This is a genomic window from Fundidesulfovibrio magnetotacticus, assembly GCF_013019105.1.
Taxonomy (GTDB): Bacteria; Desulfobacterota; Desulfovibrionia; order Desulfovibrionales; family Desulfovibrionaceae; genus Fundidesulfovibrio; species Fundidesulfovibrio magnetotacticus.
In genome coordinates, this window is record NZ_BLTE01000010.1 from 54,517 (window position 1) to 78,663 (window position 24,147).

Here is a 24,147-nt window from a genome sequence, read left to right on the forward strand (position 1 = left end):
GCGCCGGAGCTGCCCCGAAGGCGCGCGCACGGAAACGCGGCGATGGACGGCTCCTGTCGAGGGGGCCGTGGAACGGGCCTGGCCGTGCGTCCCGGGCGCTCATGGGATTGGCGTCTCCGGCATCCGGGCGCGCGGCCAGGGTTTCGTTTGGCCCAAACAACTCGAAAGCGCAAGGCCCGTCCTGAACAGCGGGCCCGCGGGGAGCATCCCATGTCCCAGCATGTCGTCGTCATCGGGGCCGTGGCCCTGGGTCCCAAGGCCGCGGCGCGTTTCAAGCGCATGGAGCCCGGCTCCAGCGTGACCATGATCGACCGCGAGGAGCTCATCTCCTACGGCGGGTGCGGCATCCCCTACTTCGTTTCCGGCGACATCTCCGACTCCCGGGCGCTGCGCTCCACGAGCTTTCACATGGTGCGCGACGAGGCCTTCTTCCGCGACACCAAAGGCGTGGACGTGCTCACGGGCGTGGAGGCCCTGGAGATCGACCGCTCGGCCCGGGTGGTGCACGCGCGCCGCTTGAATGACCAGACGCCCCTCAGGCTGCCCTACGACAAGCTGGTGCTCGCCATGGGCTCCACGCCGCGCAGGCTGGGCCTGCCCGGCGAGACCCTGGGGGGCGTGCGCCACGTGGCCAACCTGCACGACGCCGAACGCATCCGCGACGCCGTGGCCAAAGGCCGCGTGAAAAAGGCCGTGGTTGTGGGCGCGGGCTTCATCGGCCTGGAGATGGCCGAGGCCCTCACGGACATGTGGGGCGTGGAGACCTCCGTGGTGGAGATCGCCCCGCAGATTCTGCCGCGCGTGGTGGGGCCGGTGCTGGCGCGCATGGCGCTCCGGCATTTGCGCTCCAAGGGCGTGCGCTTCCACCTGGGCGAGAGCGTGCGCGAGTTCACTGGCAACGAGGCCGGGCGCGTGTGCGGAGTGCGCACCGACGCCTCCCGCCTGGAGGCCGACCTGGTGATCGTGGCCGCCGGGGTGATCCCCAACGCGGGCCTGGCGCGCGCGTCGGGGCTGGACGTGTCGGCGCGCGGGGGCATAGTGGTCAACGCGCGGCTCCAGACCTCTGATGCGCGCATCTATGCCGGGGGCGACTGCGTGGAACTGCGCCATCTCATCACGGGCGATCCCTTCTACCTGCCCATGGGCTCGCTGGCCAACCGCCAGGGCCGGGTGATCGGCACCAACCTGGCGGGCGGGGCCGCGCAGTTCGAGGGGGCGCAGGGCTCCTTCGTGGTGAAGCTTTTCGACAAGACCGTAGCCGGATCCGGCCTTACGCTGGAAACGGCCCGCACCTGCGGCTTCGACGCACTGAGCGTGCTCATCGTGCAGCCCGACCGCGCGCACTTCTACCCCACCCGCGAGGCCATGACCCTGGAGCTAGTCTTTGAGCGGGGCACGCGGCGCATCCTGGGCATCTTCGGGTTCGGCTCGGCCGGGGACGCCCTGGTGGGACGTGTGGACGCCGTGGCGGCCATGCTGCGCTACCGCCCGGTGATCGACGATCTCTCCAATCTGGAGATGGCCTACTCGCCCCCCTTCGCCTCGGCCATGGACATCGTCAACTCCCTGGGCAACCTGGCCGACAACGTGCTGGCCGGGCGCAACGCGGTGCTGGGTCCCGACGAGTTCGAGCGCCTCTGGAACAACGGAAACGGTGAGCGCCCCTACTTCCTGGACTGCCGGGAGGAGGCCGACGCCAGGCAGCTCGTGGCGTGCGCGGGCGAACGCTGGCACAACATTCCCCAGGGGCGCATCCGCGAGCGCCTGGACGAGATCCCCCGCGACAGGCCCGTGGTGGTGGTCTGCAACACGGGGGCGCGCAGCTACGAAGCCCTTGTGACCCTCAAGGAGTCGGGCCTGGAGGACGTGGCGAGCGTTCAGGGAGGGCTGGCCGCGCTGGGCAGTCTCGGCGCCGCGCCTTAGCCGCCGGGGATCGCGCCGGGCGAGGGCCAGACGGGGCAGCCGGGACGTGACCCTTGCGACGCCGTAAGGTCCGGCGTCGCGCCTCCCGTATCCGTTGTCGGCCCGGGGCAACCACACGCCGCTCCGGGCTGGCCTCCGCCTCCCCTACCCCTTCCAAAAACCCGGGGCCGCGCCGGGCAGCCGTCTCATCTCCTCCCAGCGGTCCAGCCACTTGAAGTGGAACTTCACGTCGTTGCCCGTGATGTTGCCAAGGGAAGACATGCTCAGCACGCTGCGCACCGAAACCCCGGAGGTCTGGCGGTGCACGCAGGTCACGGTGCCGCAGTACATCACCTTCCACCCTGCCAGGCAGAGCTGGAGGTCGTGGTCGGTGTCGTCCACCTGGGAGGGGCTGTAGCGGATGTCGAAACTTGGGGCATCCTTGAGGGTGGCCACGCGCAGCAGGTGCTGGCAGCCCATGACCACGCTCGTCTCCTTGATCACGCCGTAGAGCCCGAAATCGTACTGCTGCGAAGGCGCTCCGGGACTCACGCGGACGCCTTCGGACGTGGCGATGGACATATGGCGGTAGAGGTATTGCAGCATGGGGAACTCGCCGGGGAACACCACCTTGCAGCCCACGTTGCCAATCTTCGGGTCCGATTCGGCCACGGTAAGCATGTGAGCCAGCCAGTCGGGCTGGAGGTACACGTCGTCGTCGAGGAAGGCCGCGTAGTCGCAGGCCTGCACGCTGGGCAGGCCCAGGAGCCAGTTGCGCGCGGCCGGAGCGCCGATGTTCACGTGCAGGTCGATGATCTCGTAGTCGCGGTCCGCGAAGAGCGCGCGGGCCTTCTCGGCCACGGCGCGGCTGTGGTCCTTGCAGCCGTTGAGCAGCACCTTGATGGACGCCGGGCCGATGTCGCAGCCGGCGAGGCTTTGCAGGGTATCCCCCAGCATGTCGGCCTTGTTCCAGGTGTAAAGGAGGATGCAGACCTTTTTTGCGCGCACCAGGGTGTGATCGGGCTGGAAAGGCGTGCGCAGGGCCTCCATGCGCCTGGCGTAGGGCCGCTGGAGAGGGTCCAGCTTCACGGCGCGGGCGTAGTGGGCCAGGGCTTCTCCCGTGTCGCCCCGGCGGTGGAACATCTCGGCGGCCTGGCTCAGGCTGATGGGGTCGTCGGCCGCGACGGAGCGCGCGCGTTTCCAAAGGGGCCAGGCGCGTTCGACATCGCCCATGGAGGCATGGTGGTTGAAGAGTCTCCTGCTCCACAGGGGCTCCAGCACCTTGGGGCAGCGGAAGCCCTCCAGGACATCGTCGGGTTGCTCGCTCCTGTGGTGGGCCACGGTCAGCAGCATGTCGGCGAAGCGCACGGCCATGGGGTGGCGCTTGAGCACCTCCCGGCACATCTCCTGGATTTCTTCGGAATGGTACTTGATGTTCGTCTGCCTGGCCTTCTCGAAGACCTCGGGCGCGGCGTGGGTGGCGTCCAGAACCTTGACCACGGTCTCCGCGCCTGGGGCCAACCCCAGCCCGGCCGCGAGCCTGAGGATGTCCGTGTCGAAGGGGGAGAGGCTCACGGCCGCGCGCACGGCCTGGGCCAGGAGCGCGCGCGCCTGGGGAGGCAGCGTGCTCGCGCCCGCGCCCAGCATCCGGTTGATGAAGGAGATGCATTGGAGCATATCCACCTGGAAACCGTCGATGATGGCTGCGTAGTAGCCGCAGGCGTCCTCGAAGGAGATCGCGTTGAGCTCCTCTTCGGGGTTCATCACCTGCCCGAAGGAAAGGGGGTTGGCCATGGGTCGCTCCATGCGTGTTTGATGTTCGTGCCATGCCGCGCCGGGCGCGGGTTGTGTCCGTGTGTTCCGGTCAGCGTCCGGCGGGCTCATCCTGGGGCGTTGAGCGCGTCGACGCGAGTTGGGTTTTGGGGGCGGCCTGGGCTTCCATTCGCAACAGAAGGTTCAGCAGTTGTCCGATGCGTGTCGCAGCCGTTTGCGCGTCGCCCTTGCGGCAGGCCGTTTCCAAGGAGGCTGTGCGCTCCGGCAGGTCGGGGATGCCCAGGGTCATGAACACGCCCTTGATGTCGTGAGCGGCCTGGGCCGCTTCCGCCATGCGCCCTTCGCCCACGGCCACCCGGGCTTGGGCCGCGCGTTCGCGCAGGTAGGCCAGAGCCTCGCCCATCAGGGGACGCAGGGCCGTCGCAGCCTGGGCCAAGAGCGCCTGAGGGGACGGAGCCCCGCCGCACGCGCGCGCGATGGCGGCGTCCAGGGCGTCCAGACTCACGGGCTTGGCCAGGTAGTCAGACATGCCCGCGTCCAGAAAACGTTCGCGATCTCCGGTCATGGCGTAGGCCGTCAGGGCGATCACGGGCATCCGTCGGGCGGACTCCCCGAATTGCCCTGCTCGCAGCCTGCGCACCACCTCCACGCCGTCCACACGGGGCATCTGCACGTCGAGCAGGGCCAGGTCGAAGCCGCCGCGCGCCAGGGCCTCCTGGGCCTGCTGGCCGTCCTCGACCTGGACCACGCGGTGCCCGAGGCTGGAAAGGAACTCACCGAAGACGTGGCGGTTGGAGGCGTTGTCCTCCGCCAGGAGCACTTTCAGGCACGCGGCGTCGTGTTGTTGCACGGAGGTGTCGGCACATGCAGCGCCGGGCGGCGCGGCCAGCTCGAAGCGCGCCGTAAAGGAGAACACGCTGCCTCCGCCCGGCCTGGCATCCACCCAGACGCGTCCTTCCATGAGGTGCGTGAGTTCGCGGCAGATGGCCAGCCCCAGGCCCACGCCCTGGTAGGCCTTGGAATAGCTTGAATCGCCTTGCCGGAAGCTCTCGAAGATGGACTCCTCCATGCCCGGGGGCACTCCCGGGCCGGTGTCGGAAACCCGGAAGAGCAGCTCCACCCTCCCATCCGCCGACGGCGCGGCCACGCGCACCGAGAACGCTATCTCCCCCTGGCGGGTGAACTTGGCGGCGTTGCCCAGGAGATTGTCCACCACCTGCCCCAGGCGCAGGGAATCGCCCTGGAGCCAGGGGGGAAGATCCTCCGGCACGTCTTGTTCGAAGGTGAGACCGCGTTCGTGCAGGGCGGCGGCATGGGGGGCCAGCATGCCCAGGATGGTCCGGCGCGTCTCGAAGGTTTTGCGCTCCAGCCGGAGTTCTCCGGCTTCCACGCGCGAGAGGTCCAGCACTTCGCCGATGATGCCCAGGAGCGAGCTGGCGCAGGTGGTGATCATCTCCAGATTGGCTTCGATCTTGCCCAGGTCGCGCGAACGGCGCGAGAGATCGGCCAGGCCGATGATGGCCGAGAGAGGCGTGCGGATCTCGTGGCTCATGTTGGCCAGAAATTCGCTTTTGGCGCGGTTGGCGGCCTGAGCGGCGGAGGTCATGCGGCGGGCCTTTTCCAGGGCCGAGTCGAGTTCGGCCGTGCGGTCGCGCACGGTCTGGTCCAGGTCGCTGTTGAGCATTTCGAGCCTGCGGGCGTAGGCCTCCTTTTCCCGGTTGGCGCTGTCCAGGGCGTCCAGGTAGCCCTGGAGGCGTTCGTGCATTTCTAGGAAGGCGCGCGCCAGCGTGGATATCTCGTCGCTGCCCGTCGAGGCGCCGGCCAGTTCCCGGCGCATTCCCTTCGGCAGACGGAAGCGCGCGCGCGGCAGCTCCGCCGAGGCCTCGGCCATGGCCCGCAGCGGCTGCGTGGAGCGCGCCAGCACCCAGTAGAGCAGCAAGGCGAAGGTTCCCAGGAAAGCCATGACGATGAAGGCCTGCTTGGTCGCCGTGGCCAGTCCCGCCGCGCGCAACGCGGCGGTCTCCACGGTGTAGTACACGCGCCAGTCCAGGGGCTTGAAGGCGACGGAGAAGACCAGGGCTTCCACCGTACGGCCCGAGGGTTCCCTCCAGCGCAGGGTGGCGGGCTCGCCGGGCTGGATCTCGCGCAGGAGCTTCCAGGTCAGGGGCGTGCCCGATTCGTCGGTGAGTTCCCGTATGGGAGGAACATCCGCCGGAGGCGCGACCACCTCCGAACCGTCTCCGGCGAGGATGAACACCTGGTGGGGCAGGTGTTGCCGCAGGCGGGCCGTCATCTGGCTCATTTCCCCGGCGAGGCGGTCCTTGCGGGCCGTTTCGGCCGTTTCGATGTCGTCGATGGAGTGCCGGGCCACCGCGAGCCAGCCCCACGGGGCGAAGAACCGCGTGTAGGTGAGATAGCGCTTCGTTTCGTCGTTTTCATCCCACAGGATCACGGAGAAGGCTCCGTCGCTCTTGCGGGTTTCCTGGCGAAGGCTTTCGAAAGCCAGGTTGCCGCGCAGGTCGGTGAGACCCGCCAGCACGGGGTGCCCGGCCCCCGGCGGTGCGGCCAGGGCTTGCAGCGTGGCCGCGTCCACCACGTAGAGTTCCGAGTACGCGGGGATGGTCTGGATGCGACCCAGGCAGGACCGGCGCGCCGCCTCTTCCGCCAAGGCCCCGGAATCGGCAAGCTCCCGGAAGGACTCCATGGTGACGACGGCCAGGGCGGCGTCCGCGCTCAGTTGGCCGCGCCGCTTGGCCACCGTCTCCAGGGTGAAGCGCATGAACTCTTCGTAGCGCTCATTGAGGCCCGCCAGAACGATGTCCAGGTGGTCCATGGCCGCGCGTTCCGTGGCCCGGTTGGTTTCACGGTTGAGATCGTTCCAGGCCACCAGGGCCAGACCTGCGGAGCAAGCCCCGAGACAGGCAAGGATGACCAGGAAGAGCTTGCCCGCGAAGGACCTGGGGAACAGGTGCGCCGTCATGTCCTGTCAGGGGGCGGGTTTCGCGGCGGGTTCGGCATCGTGGAGCGTGGCCTCGGCCAGGTATTCCACGGGGATGTGAAACTGGATGCGCCGCGCGGTGTTCAGGTTGATGGCCAGCTTGTGGGGGTCCTCGAAAATCTGCGGGAGGCTGCGCGGCGCGGCACCGGCGAGGATGCGCGTGAGGGTGCGGCTGTAGAACGCGCCGCACCAGTAGAAGTCGGGCTGGGCCATGGAGAGCAGCGCGCCCCGGCGGACTTCGAAGTCCGTGCCCATGGCGAACACGGGGATGCGCCGATCCAGGAGCGGCGCGAGGAGTTCCTGGAGGTTGTCCTCGGCCACGCCCCGGTGGGTGGTCAGGTAGAAGGCGTCCACTTCGGAGGCGAGGCGGCGGTGGCATTCCAGCACGGCGGCCTTGGAGGCCGCGAGGTCCACCCCGGAAAAGGGGGCGTGGCACTCCACGATGGCGAAGCCCTGCTGGGCGGCCAGTGGGGCGATCTGGTCCATGCCTGCGTAGGTCCTGCCCTCTGGGGTGTCCTCGAAGACCACGCCGAGGCGCTTGAAGCCCGCGAGTTTGTGGAAGAGCCTGATCTGGCGCGCGTAACGCGTGGGGTCCACCCGGGCGTGCACGTGGTCGAAGCCGGAATCCGAAGCGCTCTTGATGATGCCCGCAGACACCGGGTTGCTGGAGGAGGCCACCAGGATGGGCACGTGGTGCTCGTTGTTTGCCAGGTCCTGCCCGGCCCAGGTTCCCATGGCCAGCACGAGGTCCAGGTCGCTGGTCTTGAGGCGGCCGATGGCCGCGCGGCGCACGCCGGGGCGCACGGTCTTGTCCCATTCGGAGGACCAGAAGGCGTCCGGCGCGAAGCGCAGCCATGGGCCGGTGTCCGAGGCGGAAAGACAGGCCCATACGTCGCGGTTCGCGCGCGGCGGGTCGAAGCATTCGCCGCAGTCGGTGGGCATCCAGCCGTCCTCATGCAGGCCCTGGAGGATGGACCGGAGCACCGGGGCATAGTCCTTGTAATCGCCGCCCTGGTAGTAGCCGATGCGCCAGGGGGCTCCATCCGGTCTTCCGGCGGGTGGGGCGGGGGGGTCAAAGCCCTGGGCTGTCCCGGCTGCCAGGAAGACGAGGAACAGGAGGGCGGCGAGTTTCATGATGGACCCTTGGACCGGCCGAAACGCGCCGGGTTGAGGCGGAAGCGTGCCGGAGAACTGATTCGGTTGCCAAGAAAACAGATATTCGTCGTAAAGTCCACGACGCATCGCGAGCGACCAGCCGGTTGCCGTGAACGTCCGCCCGGGCTAGAGAAGGGGAAATCTGCGGGTTCCTGCCTGCTCCGCCGTGAGGTGGCCATGCCCTTCGTCCGCGTTCCCGTCATCGGGGTTCTTCGCACGCCCCACTTCACCCTGGAGGCCATCCCCCGCCAGGCCCACCTCGCTCCGCAGGCCGTGGGCCGCGCGGAATTGTATCCCGAGTTCGCCCCGGGGCTGAAGGGCATCGCCCCGGGCGACCGCGTGGTGCTCACCTTCCGCTTCCACAAGGCGCGGCGCACGGAACTGACCACGACGACCCGGAGCACGGGGCGCGTCTGCGGTGTGTTCGCCTCGCGTTCGCCGCGCAGGCCTTCGCGCCTGGGCGAGAGCGTGGTGGAGGTGACGGCCGTGGAGCCTTCGGCCCTGGTCTTCCGGGGGGTGGACATGCTCGACGGCACGCCGCTTCTTGACATCAAACCCTGGATCGGCCCGGACAGGGACCGGGGCTGACCCCGGCGCTCCTGCCCCGGGCCTGCCGGTCCAGCACGCGACGGGAGCGCCCGGCCGGAAGTCCCGGCGGCGCAAGGGGGCAGCCCCCGCCGGAGGGGCCGGACCGCAAGGCGGCCCGGCGCGCTCAGGCGTCTTTGCGATCGTAGGGGGCCAGGGCCTGGACGATGTAGGGCGGGATGACCACCCCCGCGCGGGCCAGGTTGTCGCGCGCCTCCAGCACTTTGGCGATGTCGATGCCCGCCCCGCTCCAGTAGGCGGCCGGGTCGTCCAGGAAGGCGCGGATCACGGTCAGGGCCTCGGGGTAGGAGCGCACCAGGTGGCAGCAGTTGACCACCCACATGGGGCCGAGGGGAGGTATCTCGGCCTGGCCTGTCTTGTGGGCCGAGGAAAGCTCCTGGAACTGCTCGATGGACTTGCGCCAGAGATGCCCGCCCTCGCCGCCCAGGCCCAGGGGGTCCACGAAGACGTAGGGGGCCGGGAGGCAGTGGCCGATCTTCATGAAGGTGAGGGCCATGTTCACCTCGTAGCTCGTGCCGTAGCCGCCCACGTTGAACACCTTGAAGAGGCTGCGCCGGTCCAGGATGTCCTGGCGGGTGTTCAGGGCGATGTTCACGAACTGCACCACGGCCTCGGGGGAGAAGTTGGTGCGCTGGCCGATCTTCTCGCCGTCGATGCCCACGCCGATGCGGTAGATGCCGTGGCGCGCGGCGGCGTCGTCCGCGGCCTTCATGACGCCCGGGCCGGAACCGTGGGCGATGGCCAGGCCCTCGCCCAGGCGGGGATCGGCGGCCAGGGCGGCGAAGAACTCCTCGAACTGGGGCATGAGGATGGGCTTCAACTCGTCCACCACGGAGCCGAAGAGCGCCGCCGTGGTGTGCAGGCGGCCCAGGCGCTCCTTGCCCTCGGCGGAGACCCAGAAGCCGCTGTTGAATTCGCGCACGTGGCAGGCCTCGTCCTGGGCGAAGATCATGTAGAAGCGCATGCCCTCGCGCCAGAGGCGGTTGATCTCCTCGTAGGAGGACTGGTCCAGGTAGTATTCCGGATTGCCGCCGTTGCGCGATCCGCGCATGTTGATGCTGCGGATCACCACGACGCCCACGCCGTTGCGCTTGAGCACGCGCAGGGCGTCCACGGGCGGCAGGGAGTCGCTGACGAACACCTTGGAGAGGCTCTGCTCGCCGCCCACGTATTTGAGGTCGTGCAGGAAGTTCCTGAAACGCTTGGGGATCTCCTCGCCCGTGAGGATGGACTCGGGCACGTTGCCCCGGGCGCACTCGTAGACCAGGCGCCACTGGAATTCCGGAATCCAGCGGTTGTCCTCCTGCTCCCAGGGGATGGTCACGATGCGTCCGGGCATCATGATGCGTCCGTAGAGCCCGCCGCCGCCGGGCGCGGCCGAGATCTCGTCGAAGAGGGCGCGGCAGGCCTCGGCGTTGAAGATGTCGGTGATTTCCGCGAAGTCCACGCCCCGGGCCAGGATGGCCGTGGCCTTGCCGGGCTTGAGCACCCGGGTGGTGATGGCGCTCACGCGCTCGTCGGCCGGATAGAGCTTGATGCGCAGGCGCAGGTCGCGGAAGGGCACGGGATCGTCGCCGCGGTTGTAGATTTCGGCCTGGCGCAGGGTGTCGATGCCCGTGGTGCGCACGCCGTCGAGCAGGCGCGAGGCCAGGTGGAACACGCCGGGGCGGTTGAGATTGCGCGAGATGAAAGCCGTGTAAGGCCCCAGCGAAATGCGCAGGGCGCTCACCATGAATTCCTTGGGGCCGAACTCCTCGGGCAGGCCCGAGGGCGCTGGCTGCTGGAACATGGCCAGGCCATGCTTGCCGCGCACGATCATCTCCGCGAAATTGTTGGGGATGGAGATGAGCCGCTGGGAGAGGATGTAGCGCACGTTCTCCAGGGGCACTTCCAGCACGCCGTCGGCTCCGATCTCGTGGCCCTCGCTCAGCAGCAGTTCCTCGCGCTCCAGGGCCTTGAGGACCTCCTCGCGTGAAAGGTGGTCCGAGAGGGGCACGAAAAGGCGGCCTATGTCCACGGGGGTGCGGCTTGCCAGGGCCTGGAGGTCGGAAAGGGACTCGGCCAGGTGGCGGTTGAGCGCCGAAACCACCACCGGAAGTTCGATGGTCTTGGTCTTGTCCGAAACGTGGGGCTCTCCCTCGCTCAGGTGGATGTCGATGCCGATGCGCGAATGGCCGCTGCGCCCGCTCACGTCCAGGAAGTCTTCCAGCGGGCGCGATTCACTCTTGGCCCGCCCGGCGATGTCGCGCACGAGGCCGCGCAGGGAATCGGAGACGTGGCTGAAGCGCATGGTCCCGAAAAGCTGGGGCGCGGCGAGGTCCTGGTTGAAATGGATGACGCTGGCTTCGACGAGCTGGCCGTCTCCGGTGACGAAGGGAGCGAGTTTCATGCCGTGGTCCGGGTCCTTTGCATGGCGGTTGAAAAGGGATAGACTGGTTAGCGTGATTCGCCCACCAGTGCAACAACCCCGCCGCGGCGCCTGAGGTGGACCCGTGGTTTCCCTGATAGGCGTGGTGATCTCCAACCGCGACTACGGTCCGCGCCTGCCCGGGCTCTTCGCTTCCCTGGCGGCCCAGACCGTGGGCCTTCAGCGCGTGGCGTGCGTCTTCGCCGACGACGCGAGCTCCGACGGCTCCCTGGAGAAGGCCCGCGCGCTGGGAAGCGCCCTGCCCTTCGCGCGCTTCGAGGCCCGGGCCGTGGGGCCGCTTGGCCACCCCGCGCGCACGCGCAACGCGGGCTTCGACCTCGCCGGGGCCGCCGACCCCCTGCTGTTTCTCGACGCCGACGACCTGCTCCTGCCCCGCTATCTGGAAGCCTGCCTGGAGGCCCTGGAGCGCGGCGCCCAGGTGGTCGCCTGCGACTACGAGGAGCGCTCCCCCGAGGACAGCCGCATCGTGCGCCTGGCCGATTTCGACCCCGCCCTCCTGCGCACCCAGAACATCCTGGGCATCGGCAGCATGATGCGCCGCGAGGTGTTCCTGGCGTTGGAGGGCTTCCGGGACCACTCCGACTACGAGGACTGGGACTTCTGGGTGCGCGCCGCCCACGGTGGCTTCCGCTTCGCCCGCGTGCCCGAGGCCCTCTACGTGCACATGCGCCACGGCGTCGGTTTCTCAAGCCGGGCCGAGGCGCGCGACGGCCGGGCCAAGGCCGCCATCGTGGCCGCCACCCCGGGCTTCTTCCCGCCCGAGACCCGGCGCTGGGCCAAGGCCCTTCTGGAGGGCAAGCCCTGGGCGCAGCCCCTGGCGAGGGGGGTGATCCCCCGCGAGGAGGACGTGCGCGCCCTGCGCGACGCCTGGGCCGCCCTGCGTACGGCCCGGGCGCGCCGGGAGGGCTGAGAGGCCCGGCTTGCGTGCGGCCGGACCGCGCCTCCCGCCCGAAAACGGAACCTGCCGGGGCCATCGCCCCCCACGCGGGGGGCGACGGCCGGAAGGGCTCAGATCTCGTGGACTTCCAGGTAGACCAGGGTCTGGTTGAGCAGCTGGTAGGCGATCTCGCCGAAGGTGGCGGGACCGCTGAAGGGCTCGGTCTTTTTGCCTTCCAGCTCGGAATAGAGGTAGTTCAGGATGCAGTTGCAGGAGAACACCAAGTTGGCGGGCTGGATGTTGCAGGCCGAACAGAGCTTGCCGGTGAACTGTGCGGCGTAGTCCGGCACGGGGCGGGCGTGCTTGTAGCGGATGCCGGTGAACACGGGGGCGTAGAACTTCACCTCTCCGTCGGCCTCGTCGATGCCCTGGAAGCTGATGTTCACCAGGGCCCCGTAGTAGTCGGCCACCAGGGGGAGCTTGGTGTCCAGGCGGTTCTTCACCAGATAGGCCGCGAAGTTGCGGCGTTCGCCGTTGACGAGCACGTCCTTGGTGGCGAATCCGGTTTCCGGGAAGGTGAGCGTGTCGCCCTCGCCCTGCTCGAAAAGGTTCACGATGCCGATTTCGGCCGCCTTGCCCGGGGGCAGCGTGGCCGAGAGCACCAGCGCGCCCTCCTCCAGGAACTCGCCCGTCTGCCCGTTGTAGACCTTGGGCGTGCGCTTGCCCAGGTCGTCCAGGTGCACGCCCGCGATCCAGCCGATGAGGGGTACTGTGCCGAAGTCCTTGTAATTTGGGGCGTTGAGCGCGAAGGAGAGATGGGCCTTGCTCATTGCCGGGATGAGGATGAAGCTGAAGCCGTTGTCCGGGCCGTCCGAATAGACGTGGCTCAAGGAGTTTTGATCGTAGGCCTTGATCTCCAGGGACGTGGCGATGTCCGTGATGTCGGTGGCGAACACCTGCTCGCGGGTTGAAAGGCCGCCCTGCTCGTTGGTGATGAAATAGGGGATGGTTCCGGCGATCCAGGAACCTTTGGGCAGGCGGTTCAGGGCCTGCTCGTCGCCCGCCAGGATCAGTTTGCGCCCGGAGGCGATGGCCGTGGAGGCCGTTTCGAGGGACATCAGTTGCTGGCTCATGGGTCCTCCTAGCCGAAGATGGTCTTCAGGTCGTCCTGGACGCTGGGGATGTGGCTGTTCTTGGCGTAGACGTCGTACAGCTGGTCGATGCCCGCCTTGACGTTGTCGGGAGACGGGTTCTCGCTCAGGCTTCGCGTCAGACGCCCAAGAAGAATCTTCGCGGCGAGGAACTTCAGCTCGTAGGCCTTCTTTCCGGTCACCACGTCCTGCCATTGTTTGCTGCTCTTCGCGGGAAGACTCATGCCAACCTCCTTGCGTTGCGGAATGCTCGGGAGCCGCCGGGTGAACCCCACGGCCCCGGCTGGACGGCAGAAAAGCAAGGACCAAACCACAATGAAAAAGCATGTATGTTCAGTGTGTTGCGTGCGCATGGGGCGAAGTGCCCCCTTCCGGGAGGGACAAATGGATACGGTCCTCACCACGTGTGCCGCACGAAGCCTCGTAAATTCGGGAGGATATCCTCCCTCTCCGGCGTGCCTGGATTGTACGGATTCGGGTCATTTTGATGCGGAGCGTGGCTGAGAGGTCACGAACGGGCGACATTTCGTGTTCCTGTTCGCCGGGTGCTCTGTTCGCCTGCAAGTGCTTCCCAGAATGCGCGGGAGGATTATATGAGAGGTTCGCGGACGGCGCTGCCCGCCGTCCCACACCAGGACCATCCACCGGAGACACGCGCATGCAAGACGCTCAGTGCCTGATCATCGGCGCGGGCCCCGCCGGGCTCTCGGCCGCCATCTACACCGCCCGGGCCGGCATGAGGACCCTCGTGCTCGGCAGCGACCCGAAAATCGCGGGCGACTACGACATCGACAACTACTTCGGCTTCGAGGACACCATCTCCGGGCGCGACCTCATGGCGCGCGGACGCCTCCAGGCCCAGCGCTTCGGGGCCGAGATCCGCCAGGAGAAGGTCCTGGGAGTGCACCACGGCGACAACGGGCGCTTCCACGTGAAGACCGACCAGGGCGAATACGACGCCTGCGCCGTGATCCTGGCCACGGGCGCGGCGCGCAACCGCCCGAAGATCAAAGGGCTGGCGGACTACGAGGGCAAGGGCGTCTCCTACTGCGTCTCCTGCGACGGCTTCTTCCACAGGGGCAAGCCCGTGATGGTGGCCGGGGAGGGGCTCTTCGCCGCCAACCAGGCCCTGGAGCTTTTGGCCTACACCCCGGACGTGCGCATCTGCACCCTGGGCAAGCCCTCGGCCATCCCCCCGGAATACGGCGAACGCCTGGCCAGGGCGGGCATCGAGGTGATCGAGGCGGCCGTGGAATCCCTGGAGGGCGATCCCGGCCTGACGGCCGTGCGCCTTGCCGACGGCCGCCGCATCGAGATTTCCGGCCTCTTCATCGCCATGGGCGAAGCCTCGTCCACGGACTTCGCCTACACCCTGGGCGTGGCGCGCAGCGGCATCTTTCTGGAAACCGACCGGGACATGAAGACCAACATCGAGGGCGTGTTCGCCGCCGGGGACTGCACCGGGGGCTTCCTGCAGATCGCCGTGGCCGTAGGAGAAGGCGCGCTGGCCGGACGCTCGGCCATCGCATGGCTCAAGTCCAGCTGCCCGGGCGGGGGCAAACGGTGAAGATGCGGCGCGAAAATTCTTGACACGTCTTTAAAATGGAGCGTATGAATCCAGATTCAGACTTGAGCTGGAGGGGCCTATAGCTCAGTTGGCAGAGCTTCCGGCTCATAACCGGGTGGTCCCAGGTTCGAATCCTGGTGGGCCCACCACTCGCATCGAGGACCAGCACTTGCCGATTTTCCGCACCTTGAATCAATCCCGCGCCCGGCGCACCAACTGCAGGCATCAAGGCGCTTTCCCAGGGGTCTACCCGGAAAGCGCCTTCCTTTTTGCGCAATGAACATCACAGATCTCTTCGCACTCGTCGAGCGCCTCGCTCCGCCGCGCATGGCCGCCTCCTGGGACCGCTGCGGCGTCCAGGTGGCCGGCGCTCACGGCAAGGCCTCCCGGCTGGCCGTGGCCCTGGACCCCCTGCCCGCCACCCTGGCCCAGGCCCTGGACTGGGGCGCGCAGGCCGTGCTCACCCACCACCCCCTGGGCAAAACCCCGCGCCTGCCGGACCGCCGCGACGCCCACCGCGAGGCGCTCAAGCTCCTGCTCGGACGCGATGCCTGGCTCTACGCGGCCCACACCTCGCTCGACTGCGCCCCCGGCGGCCCCGCCGCATGGCTGGCCGACGAGCTGGGCCTCTCGGAGCGCGCCGTGGTGGACCCCCAGGGCGAAACCCGCCGCGTCATGGCCTTCTACAAGGAAGTGGCCATGGACGGCTTCGACGCCTTTCAGCTGCCCGAGGGCCTGGACGTGGACCGCCTCCACTTCGACCGCGACGCCCTGCGCCACGCCCCCCAGGCCTTCTCCTGCCCCGAGCCCCACTGGCCCGCCTTGCGCGCGGCCCTGCAGGCCTGCCCGGACGTTTCGTCCATGGCCGGGGCCGTGTCCCTGGTCGAGCCCTCCGAGCCATACGGCTACGGCATCGTCGGCCGACTGCCCTCCCCCATGGGCTGGGACGATTTCCTTGCCGAACTCTGGCGGCTGCTGCCCCGGGCCTTCCTCTCCTTCGCGGGCGAAGCCGCCGCCAGGGTGGAGCGCGTGGCCTACTGCACCGGGTCCGGCGCGTCCTGCGGGGCCAGGGCTTTCGCCCTGGGCGCGGACGTGTTCCTTACGGGCGACGTGCCCCATCACTTCGCCCTGGACCTGGCTCCCCTGGGGCTCACCGTGGACTGCGGCCACCACGTGCTGGAGCAGGAGATGATGCGTCGGTTCGCCGGTCGTCTCGCCGACGAGACGCGCGGCCAGGAATTGGAAGTTCGCTTTTTCGAGAGCCCTGACCCCCTGCGGGCGGCGCTCAGACCTTCGTGACGGACCGCCGGGGCTTCGTTTCCCGGCCTTGCGACCTCGTGTCGGTAGAGAATCATCCCGGCGGCGCCACGCCTCGGGGGACATAAGCCAGGGGCGCTTCGGGCGCCTGGAGACGGCAATGTACCACAAGCAGATCGAACAGTTGGTGATGCTCCAGCGCATCGACGGCGAAATCCTCACGCTGCGCACCGAGCTGGACAACGCGCCCCAGGAGATCCAGAGCCTGGAGAAGAGGCACCAGGATGCCGAGACCGCGCGCAACGTGGTGCTCGAAAAGCTGGGCTACCTCACCGACCAGCTCAAGCGCCTGGAAAACGACATGGAAGAAGACCATGTCCGCCTGCGCAAGTCCAAAAGCAAGATGATGATGGTGGGCAACTCCAAGGAATACCACGCCATGGTGCGCGAGATGGACAACCTGGAGAAGCTCAACCGCTCCCGCGACGAGGAGAAGGCCGCCTTCGCCGAGGAGCTGGAGCGCCAGACCAGCGCCGAACAGGAAGTGACCGCCAAGGCCGAGGCCGTGAGCAAGGAGCTGGAAGTGGCCCGCGCCGGGCTCGACGAGCGCATGCAGGCCGCCCGCAAGCGCCTGGACGTGCTGGCCGGGCAGCGCAAGGAGGCCTGCAAGGTCCTGCCGCCGCCCATCCTCTCCCGCTACGAGTTCATCCGCTCGCGTCTGCCCAACCCGGTCATCGTCTCCGTGGATCAGGGCGTGTGCGCGGGCTGCAACATCTCCATTCCGCCCCAGGCCTTCATCGAGCTGCAGAAGGGCCAGCAGATCCTCTCCTGCCCCAACTGCCAGCGCCTGATCTTCTGGGTGCAGCACATCGCCCCCCAGACGACCCCCGAAGAGGGCAAGGACGCCAAGGCCTAGTTTGTTATCCCCCGGCCGGACGCACACCGAGGCGGACGCGCCCGGACCGGGGGCTTCTGAAGGTTCGGGGAGTCGGACAGGCTGTCGCCGCGGGGAAACCCGGGGAGGAAAGTCCGGACTCCGCAGGGCAGGACGCTGGGTAACCCCCAGGGGGAGCGATCCCCGGAGAAGCGCCACAGAAAGCAAACCGCCGGCCGGGTCCACCCGGCCGGTAAGGGTGAAACGGTGGAGTAAGAGCCCACCAGTTGCCGCGGTGACGCGGCAAGCTAGGCATGCCCCGTCCGGAGCAAGACCAAATAGGGAAGCGTTCGAGGCCGGCCCGGCCGAGCTTCCGGGTAGGTTGCTGGAGGCGGCGGGCAACCGCCGTCCTAGAGGAATGACAGCCGCCGTCCCGCAAGGGGCGGTTACAGAATCCGGCTTACGTCCGGCTCCCCTTACACCTTCATCATGAACACCTGGATCGTCCTTCTCGCCGCCGGCAGCGGCTCCCGGCTGGCAGCCGCCTCGGGCGGCGCGAAAAAACAGTTCCTGGACGCGGGCGGCTCGCCCGTGTTCTGGCGCTCGGCCCAGGCCCTGGCCCGCTGCGCGGGCGTCTCCGGCATCGTCTTCGTCTTCCCTCCCGACGAACTGGACGCGGCCCGCGAGGCCGTCGACACCCTCGACGCGTCAGCGCCCCTCGGGCTCGACCGGCGCGTGGTCCACGGCGGCGCGCGCCGCCAGGATTCACTGGAGAACGCCCTCTCCGCCCTGCCCCGGGAGTGCACCCACGTGCTCGTGCACGACGCGGCGCGCTGCTTCGTCACCCCGGACGTGGCCGCACGGGTCCTGGAGGCCCTGCGATCCGGGGCCAAGGCCGTCATTCCCGCCGTGCCCGTCAAGGACACCGTGAAGCAGGTGGACGCCCAGGGCGTGGTGGTCGCCACGCCCGAGCGCGCCAGCCTCAGGGCCGTGCAGACCCCACAGGGCGTGGAACTGGAAGCCCTGCGCGCCGGGTTCGCGCTGGCCCGGCGCGAAAACCTCACCGTCACCGACGACGCGGGCCTCGTGGAGGCCCTGGGCCTGCCCGTGTCCGTGGTGGAAGGCTCGGAAGCCAACGTGAAGATCACCACTCCGGAAGACCTGCGCCTGCTCGCCCCGGCCCGGGTCCCGGCCGCCCTGCCCCGCGTGGGCTTCGGCTACGACGTGCACCGCTACGCCTCCGAGGCCGAGGCCGACGCCCCCAACGCCCGGCCCATGGTCCTGGGCTGCGCGCCCATCCCCGGCGCGCCGCGCGTGCTGGCCCACTCCGACGGCGACGTGCTCCTGCACGCCCTGGCAGACGCCCTCCTGGGCTGCCTCTGCCTGGGCGACATCGGCCAGCACTTCCCGGACACGGACCCCTCCCTCTCCGGGGCCGCAAGCTCCGTGCTGGTGGCCGAGATCCTGGCCCGCTTCGCGCCCGCGGGGCTCGCGCTGGTGCACGTGGACCTCACCGTGGTGGCCCAGGTCCCCAAGGTGGGGCCGCACCGGGAGCACATCCGGCGCAACGTGGCCGGGCTGCTGGGCCTTGCCCCGGAGCGCGTCAACGTGAAGGCGACCACCGAGGAAAAGCTCGGCTTCACGGGCCGCAAGCAGGGCATCAAGGCCTACGCCACGGCCACCGCGGTGGAGACCGGAGCCCCCCGCGCGGACTGATCCGCCGCGCAAGGGATTCCATGGCAAAATATTGAAATAAAAAGGTAAAGTGCGTGCAGCGTGCTCGCTCCACCACCCGGAAGCCCGGCGCGCCTTGACTTTTGCCCCCCGCTCTGCAACCTGATTCCCCCGACCTCCAAGCTCTTCAAGGACCAGCAATGCAGCTTTACAACACCCTCACGCGCGCCAAGGAACCCTTCACGCCCGCCCACGAAGGCCGGGTGAACATGTACGTCTGCGGCATCACCGCCTACGACTACTGCCACATCGGCCACGCCCGCTCGGCCGTGGTCTTCGACGTGCTCGTGCGCTACCTGCGCTCGAAGGACCTGGAGGTGCGCTTCGCCCGCAACTTCACCGATGTGGACGACAAGATCATCAAGCGCGCCCAGGAGGAAGGGCTTTCCTCCGAGGCGGTCTCGGAGAAGTACATCGCCGCCTTCTACGAAGACATGGACCGCCTGGGCATCCTGCGCGCCGACATGGAGCCCCGCGCCACCCGCTACATCGGGGAAATGCTCCAGCTGGCGCAGCACCTCATCGACACCGGATTCGCCTACGCAACGCCCTCTGGCGACGTGTACTTCCGCGTGCGGGCCTTCAAGCCCTACGGCAAGCTTTCCGGGCGCAACCTGGAAGAGCTCCAGAGCGGCGCGCGCGTGGCCCCGGGAGAGGAAAAGGAGGACCCCCTGGACTTTGCCCTCTGGAAGGCCGCCAAGCCCGGCGAGCCCACCTGGGAGAGCCCCTGGGGGCCGGGACGCCCCGGCTGGCATCTGGAGTGCTCCGCCATGAGCGAAGACCTCCTGGGCCTGCCCCTGGACATCCACGGCGGCGGCCAGGACCTCGTCTTCCCCCACCACGAGAACGAGATCGCCCAGACCGAGGCCGCCACCGGAAAGGACTTCGCCCGCTTCTGGGTGCACAACGGCTTCGTGCAGATCAATTCTGAAAAAATGTCGAAATCGTTGAATAATTTTGTGACGATCCGCGACATTTTCGGCTACTGCCTGCCCGAGGTGCTGCGCTTCTTCCTGGTGGCCGCCCACTACCGCTCGCCCCTGGACTACTCCACCGAAGCCCTGGACGAGGCCGAGAAGGGCATCCGCCGCATCTACGCGGCCCTGGCCCAGATGGACGATGCGCTGGCCGGAACCAAATGGTCCGCCAACGCCGCCCCGGCCGAACTGCTCGCCGAGCTGGACGGCCTGGAAAAGGACTTCGACCAGTCCATGGAGGACGACCTGAACACCGCCGCCGCACTGGGCCACATCTTCGGCATGGTGCGCCTGGCCGGGCGCGTGATGGAAGACAAGGCCCTGCGCAAGAGCCAGGGCGGCAAGGCGATTCTCGAACGCATCCGGGGCGGCTTCGCCCGCTACGCCGCCATCCTGGGCGTGTTCGGCAGCGAACCGGCCCGCTTCCTGGCCGACCTGCGCGACTCCAGGGCCGCACGCAAGGGCATCGAGTCCTCCAAAGTGGACGACCTGCTGGCCCAGCGCAAGCAGGCCCGCCAGGACAAGGACTTCGCCCGCTCCGACGCCATCCGCGACGAACTGGCCGCCATGGGCGTGGAGGTGAAGGACACCCCCGTCGGGGCCGTCTGGGACGTAGCGTAGCGCCCCTTGGGGGGGCCGAATGGCCGGAATCTCCCGGATTCCCGTTGCGGACGGGACGCTTTCCTTGAGCCTTGCGATCTCCTGGCTTGCCGTGAACGGATGAATAACATCGCCCGCACAGTCGCTTTGGTGATCTTGTCGACCTGGGTCCTGATCCTGCTGGCCGAGGCGGTGCTGCACGTCGTGTCATCCGCGCCGGAATACGTAAATTACGAGTTCCATCCCGACTTGGCGGGCGATCTGCCGCCCAACGTCTCCGTCATGGACACCCTCATCAAGGGCCTGCCCTATCGCGTCAGCACAAACGCGCAGGGGCTGCGCGCCCAGGAACCCCTCCTCCCCCGCGACGAGGTGGGCGTGCGGGTGCTCTGCCTGGGCGACTCCTTCACCTTCGGTGTCGGGGTGGACGACAAGGCGACGTATCCCTTTCTGTTGCAACAATTCCTGCGAAAGGCCATGCCGGGAAAGGTGGTGGATGTTGTCAACAGCGGCATCCCCTTCTTCGATATAGTGGACGAACTCGACTACTGGTATCAGAAGGGGCAGGCGCTCAAGCCCGACGTGGTGGTCTGCCAATTCTACTACAACGATCTCCAGACCATGAACGGCAGATCGTTCAGGCGCGAGCGCAGGGCTCAGTCAGCCCCTTACAGCCGTGTCAAGGCCGTCCTGAAAGAGTCGCGCCTTTTCGCTCTGGCGGCCAGCCTGGCCTATCGTCTTGCCAGCATTGCCCCGGCCGCTTCGGGCGGGGGGGCCTCCGGCGCGGATCCCTGGTACGAAGGGCGTTATTGTTCCGATATGTCTCCGGAGATCATGGAGATCGTCCGCGGCGGCGTGCTTGATGCGGCAAATAACGGTGCACTGGCTTGCCGCTGGGACAAGTATCTGGCGAACCTGCTGGAACTCAAAAGCGCGGTGGAAGCAACCGGAGCGCGTTTCGTGCTGGTGATGATCCCGGACGAGGCGCAGCTAGCCGCCCCCCTTGCAGGTCCGGACGTGTACTTCCAGTCCGTGCTGCCGGGGCTGGGGGTGGACGCCCTGGACCTGCTCTTCGTTTTCCGGGAAGTTCACCACCGGGAACGGCTGAAGCTCTACAACTCCCCTCTGGATTTTCACACTAACGCCCAAGGCAATACGCTGGTGGCCAAACTGACGGCAGAGAGTGTTCTCAGAACGTTATCGGTCCGGGACGACGCCCCGCCCGACAGGGCGAAAGGCTTTCCGGGCTCTTGGCGCGTGGCTTTCCGATTCGGCGCGCACGGCCTGGAAGCTGACCAGGCCCCTCCAGGAGGCGAACGCGTGGAGGTTCAACAGTCCCAGACCCTGCACTGGCAGGGGATGGACACTGTTGACGGTCCAGCCGTGGCCACCACCTATGCCGACGTGCCCGGTGAGCTGACTGTCCGGGTCACCGGTATGGAGCCATCCACCTATCTGGGGCTGACACTGCATCCGATCGTCTACAACGAAGCCGTCAATGGCGGAATTCGCATTTACGTCGAACTCGACAACGGACAGGTGCTCCAGGTTCTGGACAGAGAGAACAGCACACCTCAGGGCACCCGCTTGCTCTGCGATCTTTTCTTTCCCGACAAGCCATTCCGCGCGGTCACGCTCCGCTTTGTGATCGGCAAGTCAACGGGGCTGGCCGTGGACAAGGCCAAAGGCTCGACGTCTTCCCAGCAGCTGACGCTCCGCGCAGGTTGAGCGCGCAGGCGCTCAAAGCGGCAGCCGCGAGGCCTCGCGGGCCAGGGCGGCCAGACGCCGGGCGCGCGCCCCGCTTTTTTCCACGGCGGAGCGGGCCTGAGGGTCGCGGATGTTCAGGGCCACGGTCTCCAGGGCCGTGGCCGACTCGTCCAGGCGGTCGGCCAACAGAGGCAGGCCGCGCAGCCCCTCCTCGCCCAAGGGCCTGGCCAGCAGGCCTTCCAGTTCGCGGGCGGCCTCCCTGGCCTTGGCGGAGGCGCGGGCGTAGGTCTCGCGCAGGAAGGTCCGCTCCTGGGCGGAGAGGCCGTCGCCCGCGGCCGCGCGCTGGGCCGCCTCGGCCATGAGTCGCCCCAGTGCTTCGTCTTCGGCGCCCACGGCCTGGGCGTAGGTCCCCCGAAGGCTCGCGCCCACGTCCCCGGCCGAGGCCGCGGAGAACCGGGCCTGGGGCGCAAATTCCAGCCCGGCGAACATGGTGTTGAAATCCTTGATGTACTTCTGAAGCGATCCAGCAGGACCCACGCCCGTCAGCTCCAGGCGGCCGAAGCCCGTGAGGCGCACGCACAGGTAGTATTCCAGACCGGTCCCGTCCTTGGGGACCAGCCAGGCCACCAGCGTGCGCGCGGTGTCGTCCTGCTGGAGGTGGCGCAGGGCGTAGCGCTCCGGGGAGACGTGCCAGAGCGCCGTGAACTCCAGGTTCCTGTCGCGGGCCATCACCTCCAGCACGCCCTGGGGCGTGGGGGTGCGCACGGCCTTGACCACCAGCGTGGGGTAGCCCTTGGCGGTCTTCACGCCGTCCTCGTGGGCCAGCACGGCGGCCACTCCGCCCTCGCCGCGCTGGGTGACGCTCCAGCCCGGCGCGGGCGTGAGCACGTAGGCCCCGCCGGAACCGGCCAGGGGATCACGGGGATCGCCAGACGGGCCTGAACCCATGCAGGCGGACACGAACAGCGTCAGAAGGGCGGCAAAGAGCGTGCGCATGGCGAAGGTCTCCTCGGCACGGGGCAATGCGCCGCCCTGCGGGCTTTTGTCAAGGAGGCTCCTGGTGTAGGGTGCCCCCATGGACCTTGCCCCCCTCACGCAGCTCGACCCCTGGCGCTGGATGCTGCCGCCCCGCGGCGGCATGGGCGTGCCCGCCGTTTTCGTTGGCTCGCGCCGCCTCCTGCGCGACCTGGAGGAGGCCGCCGCGCGCCAGGCCGCCAACGTGGCCCGTCTCCCGGGCATCGTGGGCGCCTGCTACGTGATGCCCGACGCCCACTCGGGCTACGGCTTCCCCATCGGCGGCGTGGCCGCCTTCGATCCGGACCAGGGCGGCGTGGTCTGCGCAGGGGGCGTGGGCTACGACATCGCCTGCGGCGTGCGCACCCTGGCCACGGACCTGGACGCCAGGGACCTGGATCCGGTGATGGAGCGCCTGGCCGACCGCCTCTTCGCCGCGATTCCCTGCGGCGTGGGCGTGGGCGGCGGTCTCGCCCTGAAGGACAGGGACCTGGACGCCCTGCTGACGGGGGGAGCTGCCTGGGCCGTGAAACGGGGTTTCGGCGAGAAGGCCGACCTGGAGCGCATCGAGGACAGGGGCACGGCCCCGGACGCGCTGCCGGACAAGGTCTCCCCCGGAGCGCGCGCCCGCCTGGGCTCCCAGGTGGGCACCCTGGGCTCGGGCAACCACTACCTGGAGGTGCAGCGCATCGAGGAGCTTTTCGACGCCCGTGCGGCCGCCGTTCTTGGGCTCTTTCCCGGGCAGACGCTGGTGAGCGTGCACTGCGGCTCGCGCGGGCTGGGGCATCAGGTGGCCACCGATTTCATCGACCGCATGCGCCGCGAGGCCCAGAGGCACGGCCTCAGCCTGCCCGACCCGGAGCTGGCCTGCGCACCCATCGACTCGCAGCCGGGCCGGGACTACCTGGGGGCCATGCGCGCGGCGGTCAACTGCGCCCTGGCCAACCGCCAGGTGATCGACCACCTCGTGCGCCGCGTCCTGGAGGAATTCTTCCCCGGGGCGCGCCCGCGCCTGGTGTGCGACGTGTCCCACAACACCTGCAGGGAGGAGCGCCTGGACGTTGAAGGCCGCGCCAGGCGGCTCTTCGTGCACCGAAAGGGGGCCACGCGCGCCTGGGGGCCGTCACACCCCGGATTGACCGACGCCTTCCGGGGCCTGGGCCAGATCATGCCCGTTGGCGGCAGCATGGGCGCGGCCTCCTATCTCCTGCGCGGGACCGACCTCTCCCTGGAGCGCTCCCTGGGCTCGGCCTGCCACGGCGCGGGGCGCGCCCTATCCCGCTCCCAGGCGCTCAAACGCTTCAAAGGCCGCGACGTGATGGAGGGCCTGGCCCGGCGGGGCGTGACGCTGCGGGCCAAGGGGCTTCGGGCCGTGGGCGAGGAGGCCCCGGGGGCCTACAAGGACATCGAGGCCGTGGTGGAGGCCGCGGAGCAGGCCGGGCTGGCCGCGCGGGTGGCCCGGCTGGCCCCGCTGGCCTGCGTCAAGGGTTGATGTTGCAAATGCTCACGAAGCTGCTAGTGAAAAGC

General features: G+C 68.4%; 17 protein-coding genes, 1 tRNA gene and 1 other RNA gene. 12 read left to right on the forward strand and 7 right to left on the reverse strand.

Going from position 1 to position 24,147, the window contains the following annotated elements; genetic code table 11:
- The first annotated feature begins 210 nt into the window (after nt 1-210).
- Nucleotides 211-1,923, forward strand: coding sequence for an FAD-dependent oxidoreductase (locus NNJEOMEG_RS11575; protein WP_173084582.1), 1,713 nt, complete (start codon nt 211-213; stop codon nt 1,921-1,923).
- Nucleotides 1,924-2,067: 144 nt separating this feature from the next.
- On the opposite strand, the gene NNJEOMEG_RS11580 is transcribed toward NNJEOMEG_RS11575, so the two are convergent.
- The 3 genes from NNJEOMEG_RS11580 to NNJEOMEG_RS11590 form a co-directional block, all read right to left on the reverse strand.
- Nucleotides 2,068-3,696, reverse strand: a complete 1,629-nt coding sequence (locus NNJEOMEG_RS11580) for a glycosyltransferase (protein WP_173084584.1) — start codon at nt 3,694-3,696, stop codon at nt 2,068-2,070.
- Between the two features lie 70 nt (nt 3,697-3,766).
- Entirely contained in the window at nt 3,767-6,655 is a 2,889-nt protein-coding gene (locus NNJEOMEG_RS11585; RefSeq protein ID WP_173084586.1) for an ATP-binding protein, read from the reverse strand.
- A gap of 6 nt (nt 6,656-6,661) precedes the next feature.
- On the reverse strand, nt 6,662-7,807 hold the full coding sequence (locus tag NNJEOMEG_RS11590; protein WP_173084588.1) for an ABC transporter substrate-binding protein: 1,146 nt from the start codon (nt 7,805-7,807) through the stop codon (nt 6,662-6,664).
- 198 nt (nt 7,808-8,005) lie between these two features.
- Here NNJEOMEG_RS11590 and NNJEOMEG_RS11595 point away from each other — a divergent pair, with 198 nt between their 5' ends.
- Nucleotides 8,006-8,416 (forward strand): TrmO family methyltransferase domain-containing protein, encoded by a 411-nt coding sequence (locus NNJEOMEG_RS11595; RefSeq protein WP_173084590.1) that lies wholly within the window; start codon nt 8,006-8,008, stop codon nt 8,414-8,416.
- A gap of 124 nt (nt 8,417-8,540) precedes the next feature.
- Here the strand turns inward: NNJEOMEG_RS11595 and NNJEOMEG_RS11600 are convergent, their stop codons facing one another.
- Nucleotides 8,541-10,823: a Rossmann fold nucleotide-binding protein gene (locus tag NNJEOMEG_RS11600; RefSeq protein WP_173084592.1), complete on the reverse strand. Its 2,283-nt coding sequence runs from the start codon at nt 10,821-10,823 to the stop codon at nt 8,541-8,543.
- A 103-nt stretch (nt 10,824-10,926) separates the two neighbouring features.
- Between NNJEOMEG_RS11600 and NNJEOMEG_RS11605 the strand changes: the two genes are divergently transcribed.
- On the forward strand, nt 10,927-11,772 hold the full coding sequence (locus NNJEOMEG_RS11605; RefSeq protein WP_173084593.1) for a glycosyltransferase family 2 protein: 846 nt from the start codon (nt 10,927-10,929) through the stop codon (nt 11,770-11,772).
- A gap of 98 nt (nt 11,773-11,870) precedes the next feature.
- Here the strand turns inward: NNJEOMEG_RS11605 and NNJEOMEG_RS11610 are convergent, their stop codons facing one another.
- Both NNJEOMEG_RS11610 and NNJEOMEG_RS11615 read right to left on the reverse strand, forming a co-directional pair.
- Nucleotides 11,871-12,872, reverse strand: a complete 1,002-nt coding sequence (locus tag NNJEOMEG_RS11610; RefSeq protein ID WP_173084596.1) for a DUF6976 family protein — start codon at nt 12,870-12,872, stop codon at nt 11,871-11,873.
- A gap of 8 nt (nt 12,873-12,880) precedes the next feature.
- Nucleotides 12,881-13,114: a hypothetical protein gene (locus NNJEOMEG_RS11615; protein WP_173084598.1), complete on the reverse strand. Its 234-nt coding sequence runs from the start codon at nt 13,112-13,114 to the stop codon at nt 12,881-12,883.
- 434 nt (nt 13,115-13,548) lie between these two features.
- Here NNJEOMEG_RS11615 and NNJEOMEG_RS11620 point away from each other — a divergent pair, with 434 nt between their 5' ends.
- The 8 genes from NNJEOMEG_RS11620 to NNJEOMEG_RS11655 all read left to right on the forward strand — a co-directional run bounded on the left by NNJEOMEG_RS11620 (nt 13,549) and on the right by NNJEOMEG_RS11655 (nt 21,627).
- Nucleotides 13,549-14,457: an NAD(P)/FAD-dependent oxidoreductase gene (locus tag NNJEOMEG_RS11620; RefSeq protein WP_173084600.1), complete on the forward strand. Its 909-nt coding sequence runs from the start codon at nt 13,549-13,551 to the stop codon at nt 14,455-14,457.
- 73 nt (nt 14,458-14,530) lie between these two features.
- Nucleotides 14,531-14,606, forward strand: a tRNA-Ile gene (locus NNJEOMEG_RS11625).
- A 127-nt stretch (nt 14,607-14,733) separates the two neighbouring features.
- Nucleotides 14,734-15,756: a Nif3-like dinuclear metal center hexameric protein gene (locus NNJEOMEG_RS11630; protein WP_173084602.1), complete on the forward strand. Its 1,023-nt coding sequence runs from the start codon at nt 14,734-14,736 to the stop codon at nt 15,754-15,756.
- A 118-nt stretch (nt 15,757-15,874) separates the two neighbouring features.
- Complete coding sequence (locus NNJEOMEG_RS11635) at nt 15,875-16,630, forward strand: zinc ribbon domain-containing protein (RefSeq protein WP_173084604.1); 756 nt, start codon at nt 15,875-15,877, stop codon at nt 16,628-16,630.
- A 68-nt stretch (nt 16,631-16,698) separates the two neighbouring features.
- Nucleotides 16,699-17,066: RNase P RNA component class A (rnpB, locus tag NNJEOMEG_RS11640), an RNA gene on the forward strand.
- An 11-nt stretch (nt 17,067-17,077) separates the two neighbouring features.
- Entirely contained in the window at nt 17,078-18,304 is a 1,227-nt protein-coding gene (ispD, locus tag NNJEOMEG_RS11645; protein WP_173084606.1) for a 2-C-methyl-D-erythritol 4-phosphate cytidylyltransferase, read from the forward strand.
- A gap of 158 nt (nt 18,305-18,462) precedes the next feature.
- Entirely contained in the window at nt 18,463-19,920 is a 1,458-nt protein-coding gene (gene cysS / locus NNJEOMEG_RS11650) for a cysteine--tRNA ligase (RefSeq protein WP_173084608.1), read from the forward strand.
- A gap of 99 nt (nt 19,921-20,019) precedes the next feature.
- Nucleotides 20,020-21,627, forward strand: a complete 1,608-nt coding sequence (locus NNJEOMEG_RS11655; RefSeq protein ID WP_173084610.1) for an SGNH/GDSL hydrolase family protein — start codon at nt 20,020-20,022, stop codon at nt 21,625-21,627.
- A gap of 12 nt (nt 21,628-21,639) precedes the next feature.
- On the opposite strand, the gene NNJEOMEG_RS11660 is transcribed toward NNJEOMEG_RS11655, so the two are convergent.
- On the reverse strand, nt 21,640-22,602 hold the full coding sequence (locus NNJEOMEG_RS11660) for a hypothetical protein (protein WP_173084612.1): 963 nt from the start codon (nt 22,600-22,602) through the stop codon (nt 21,640-21,642).
- A 79-nt stretch (nt 22,603-22,681) separates the two neighbouring features.
- Between NNJEOMEG_RS11660 and NNJEOMEG_RS11665 the strand changes: the two genes are divergently transcribed.
- Nucleotides 22,682-24,112 (forward strand): RtcB family protein, encoded by a 1,431-nt coding sequence (locus tag NNJEOMEG_RS11665; RefSeq protein WP_173084614.1) that lies wholly within the window; start codon nt 22,682-22,684, stop codon nt 24,110-24,112.
- Nucleotides 24,113-24,147 lie beyond the last annotated feature (35 nt).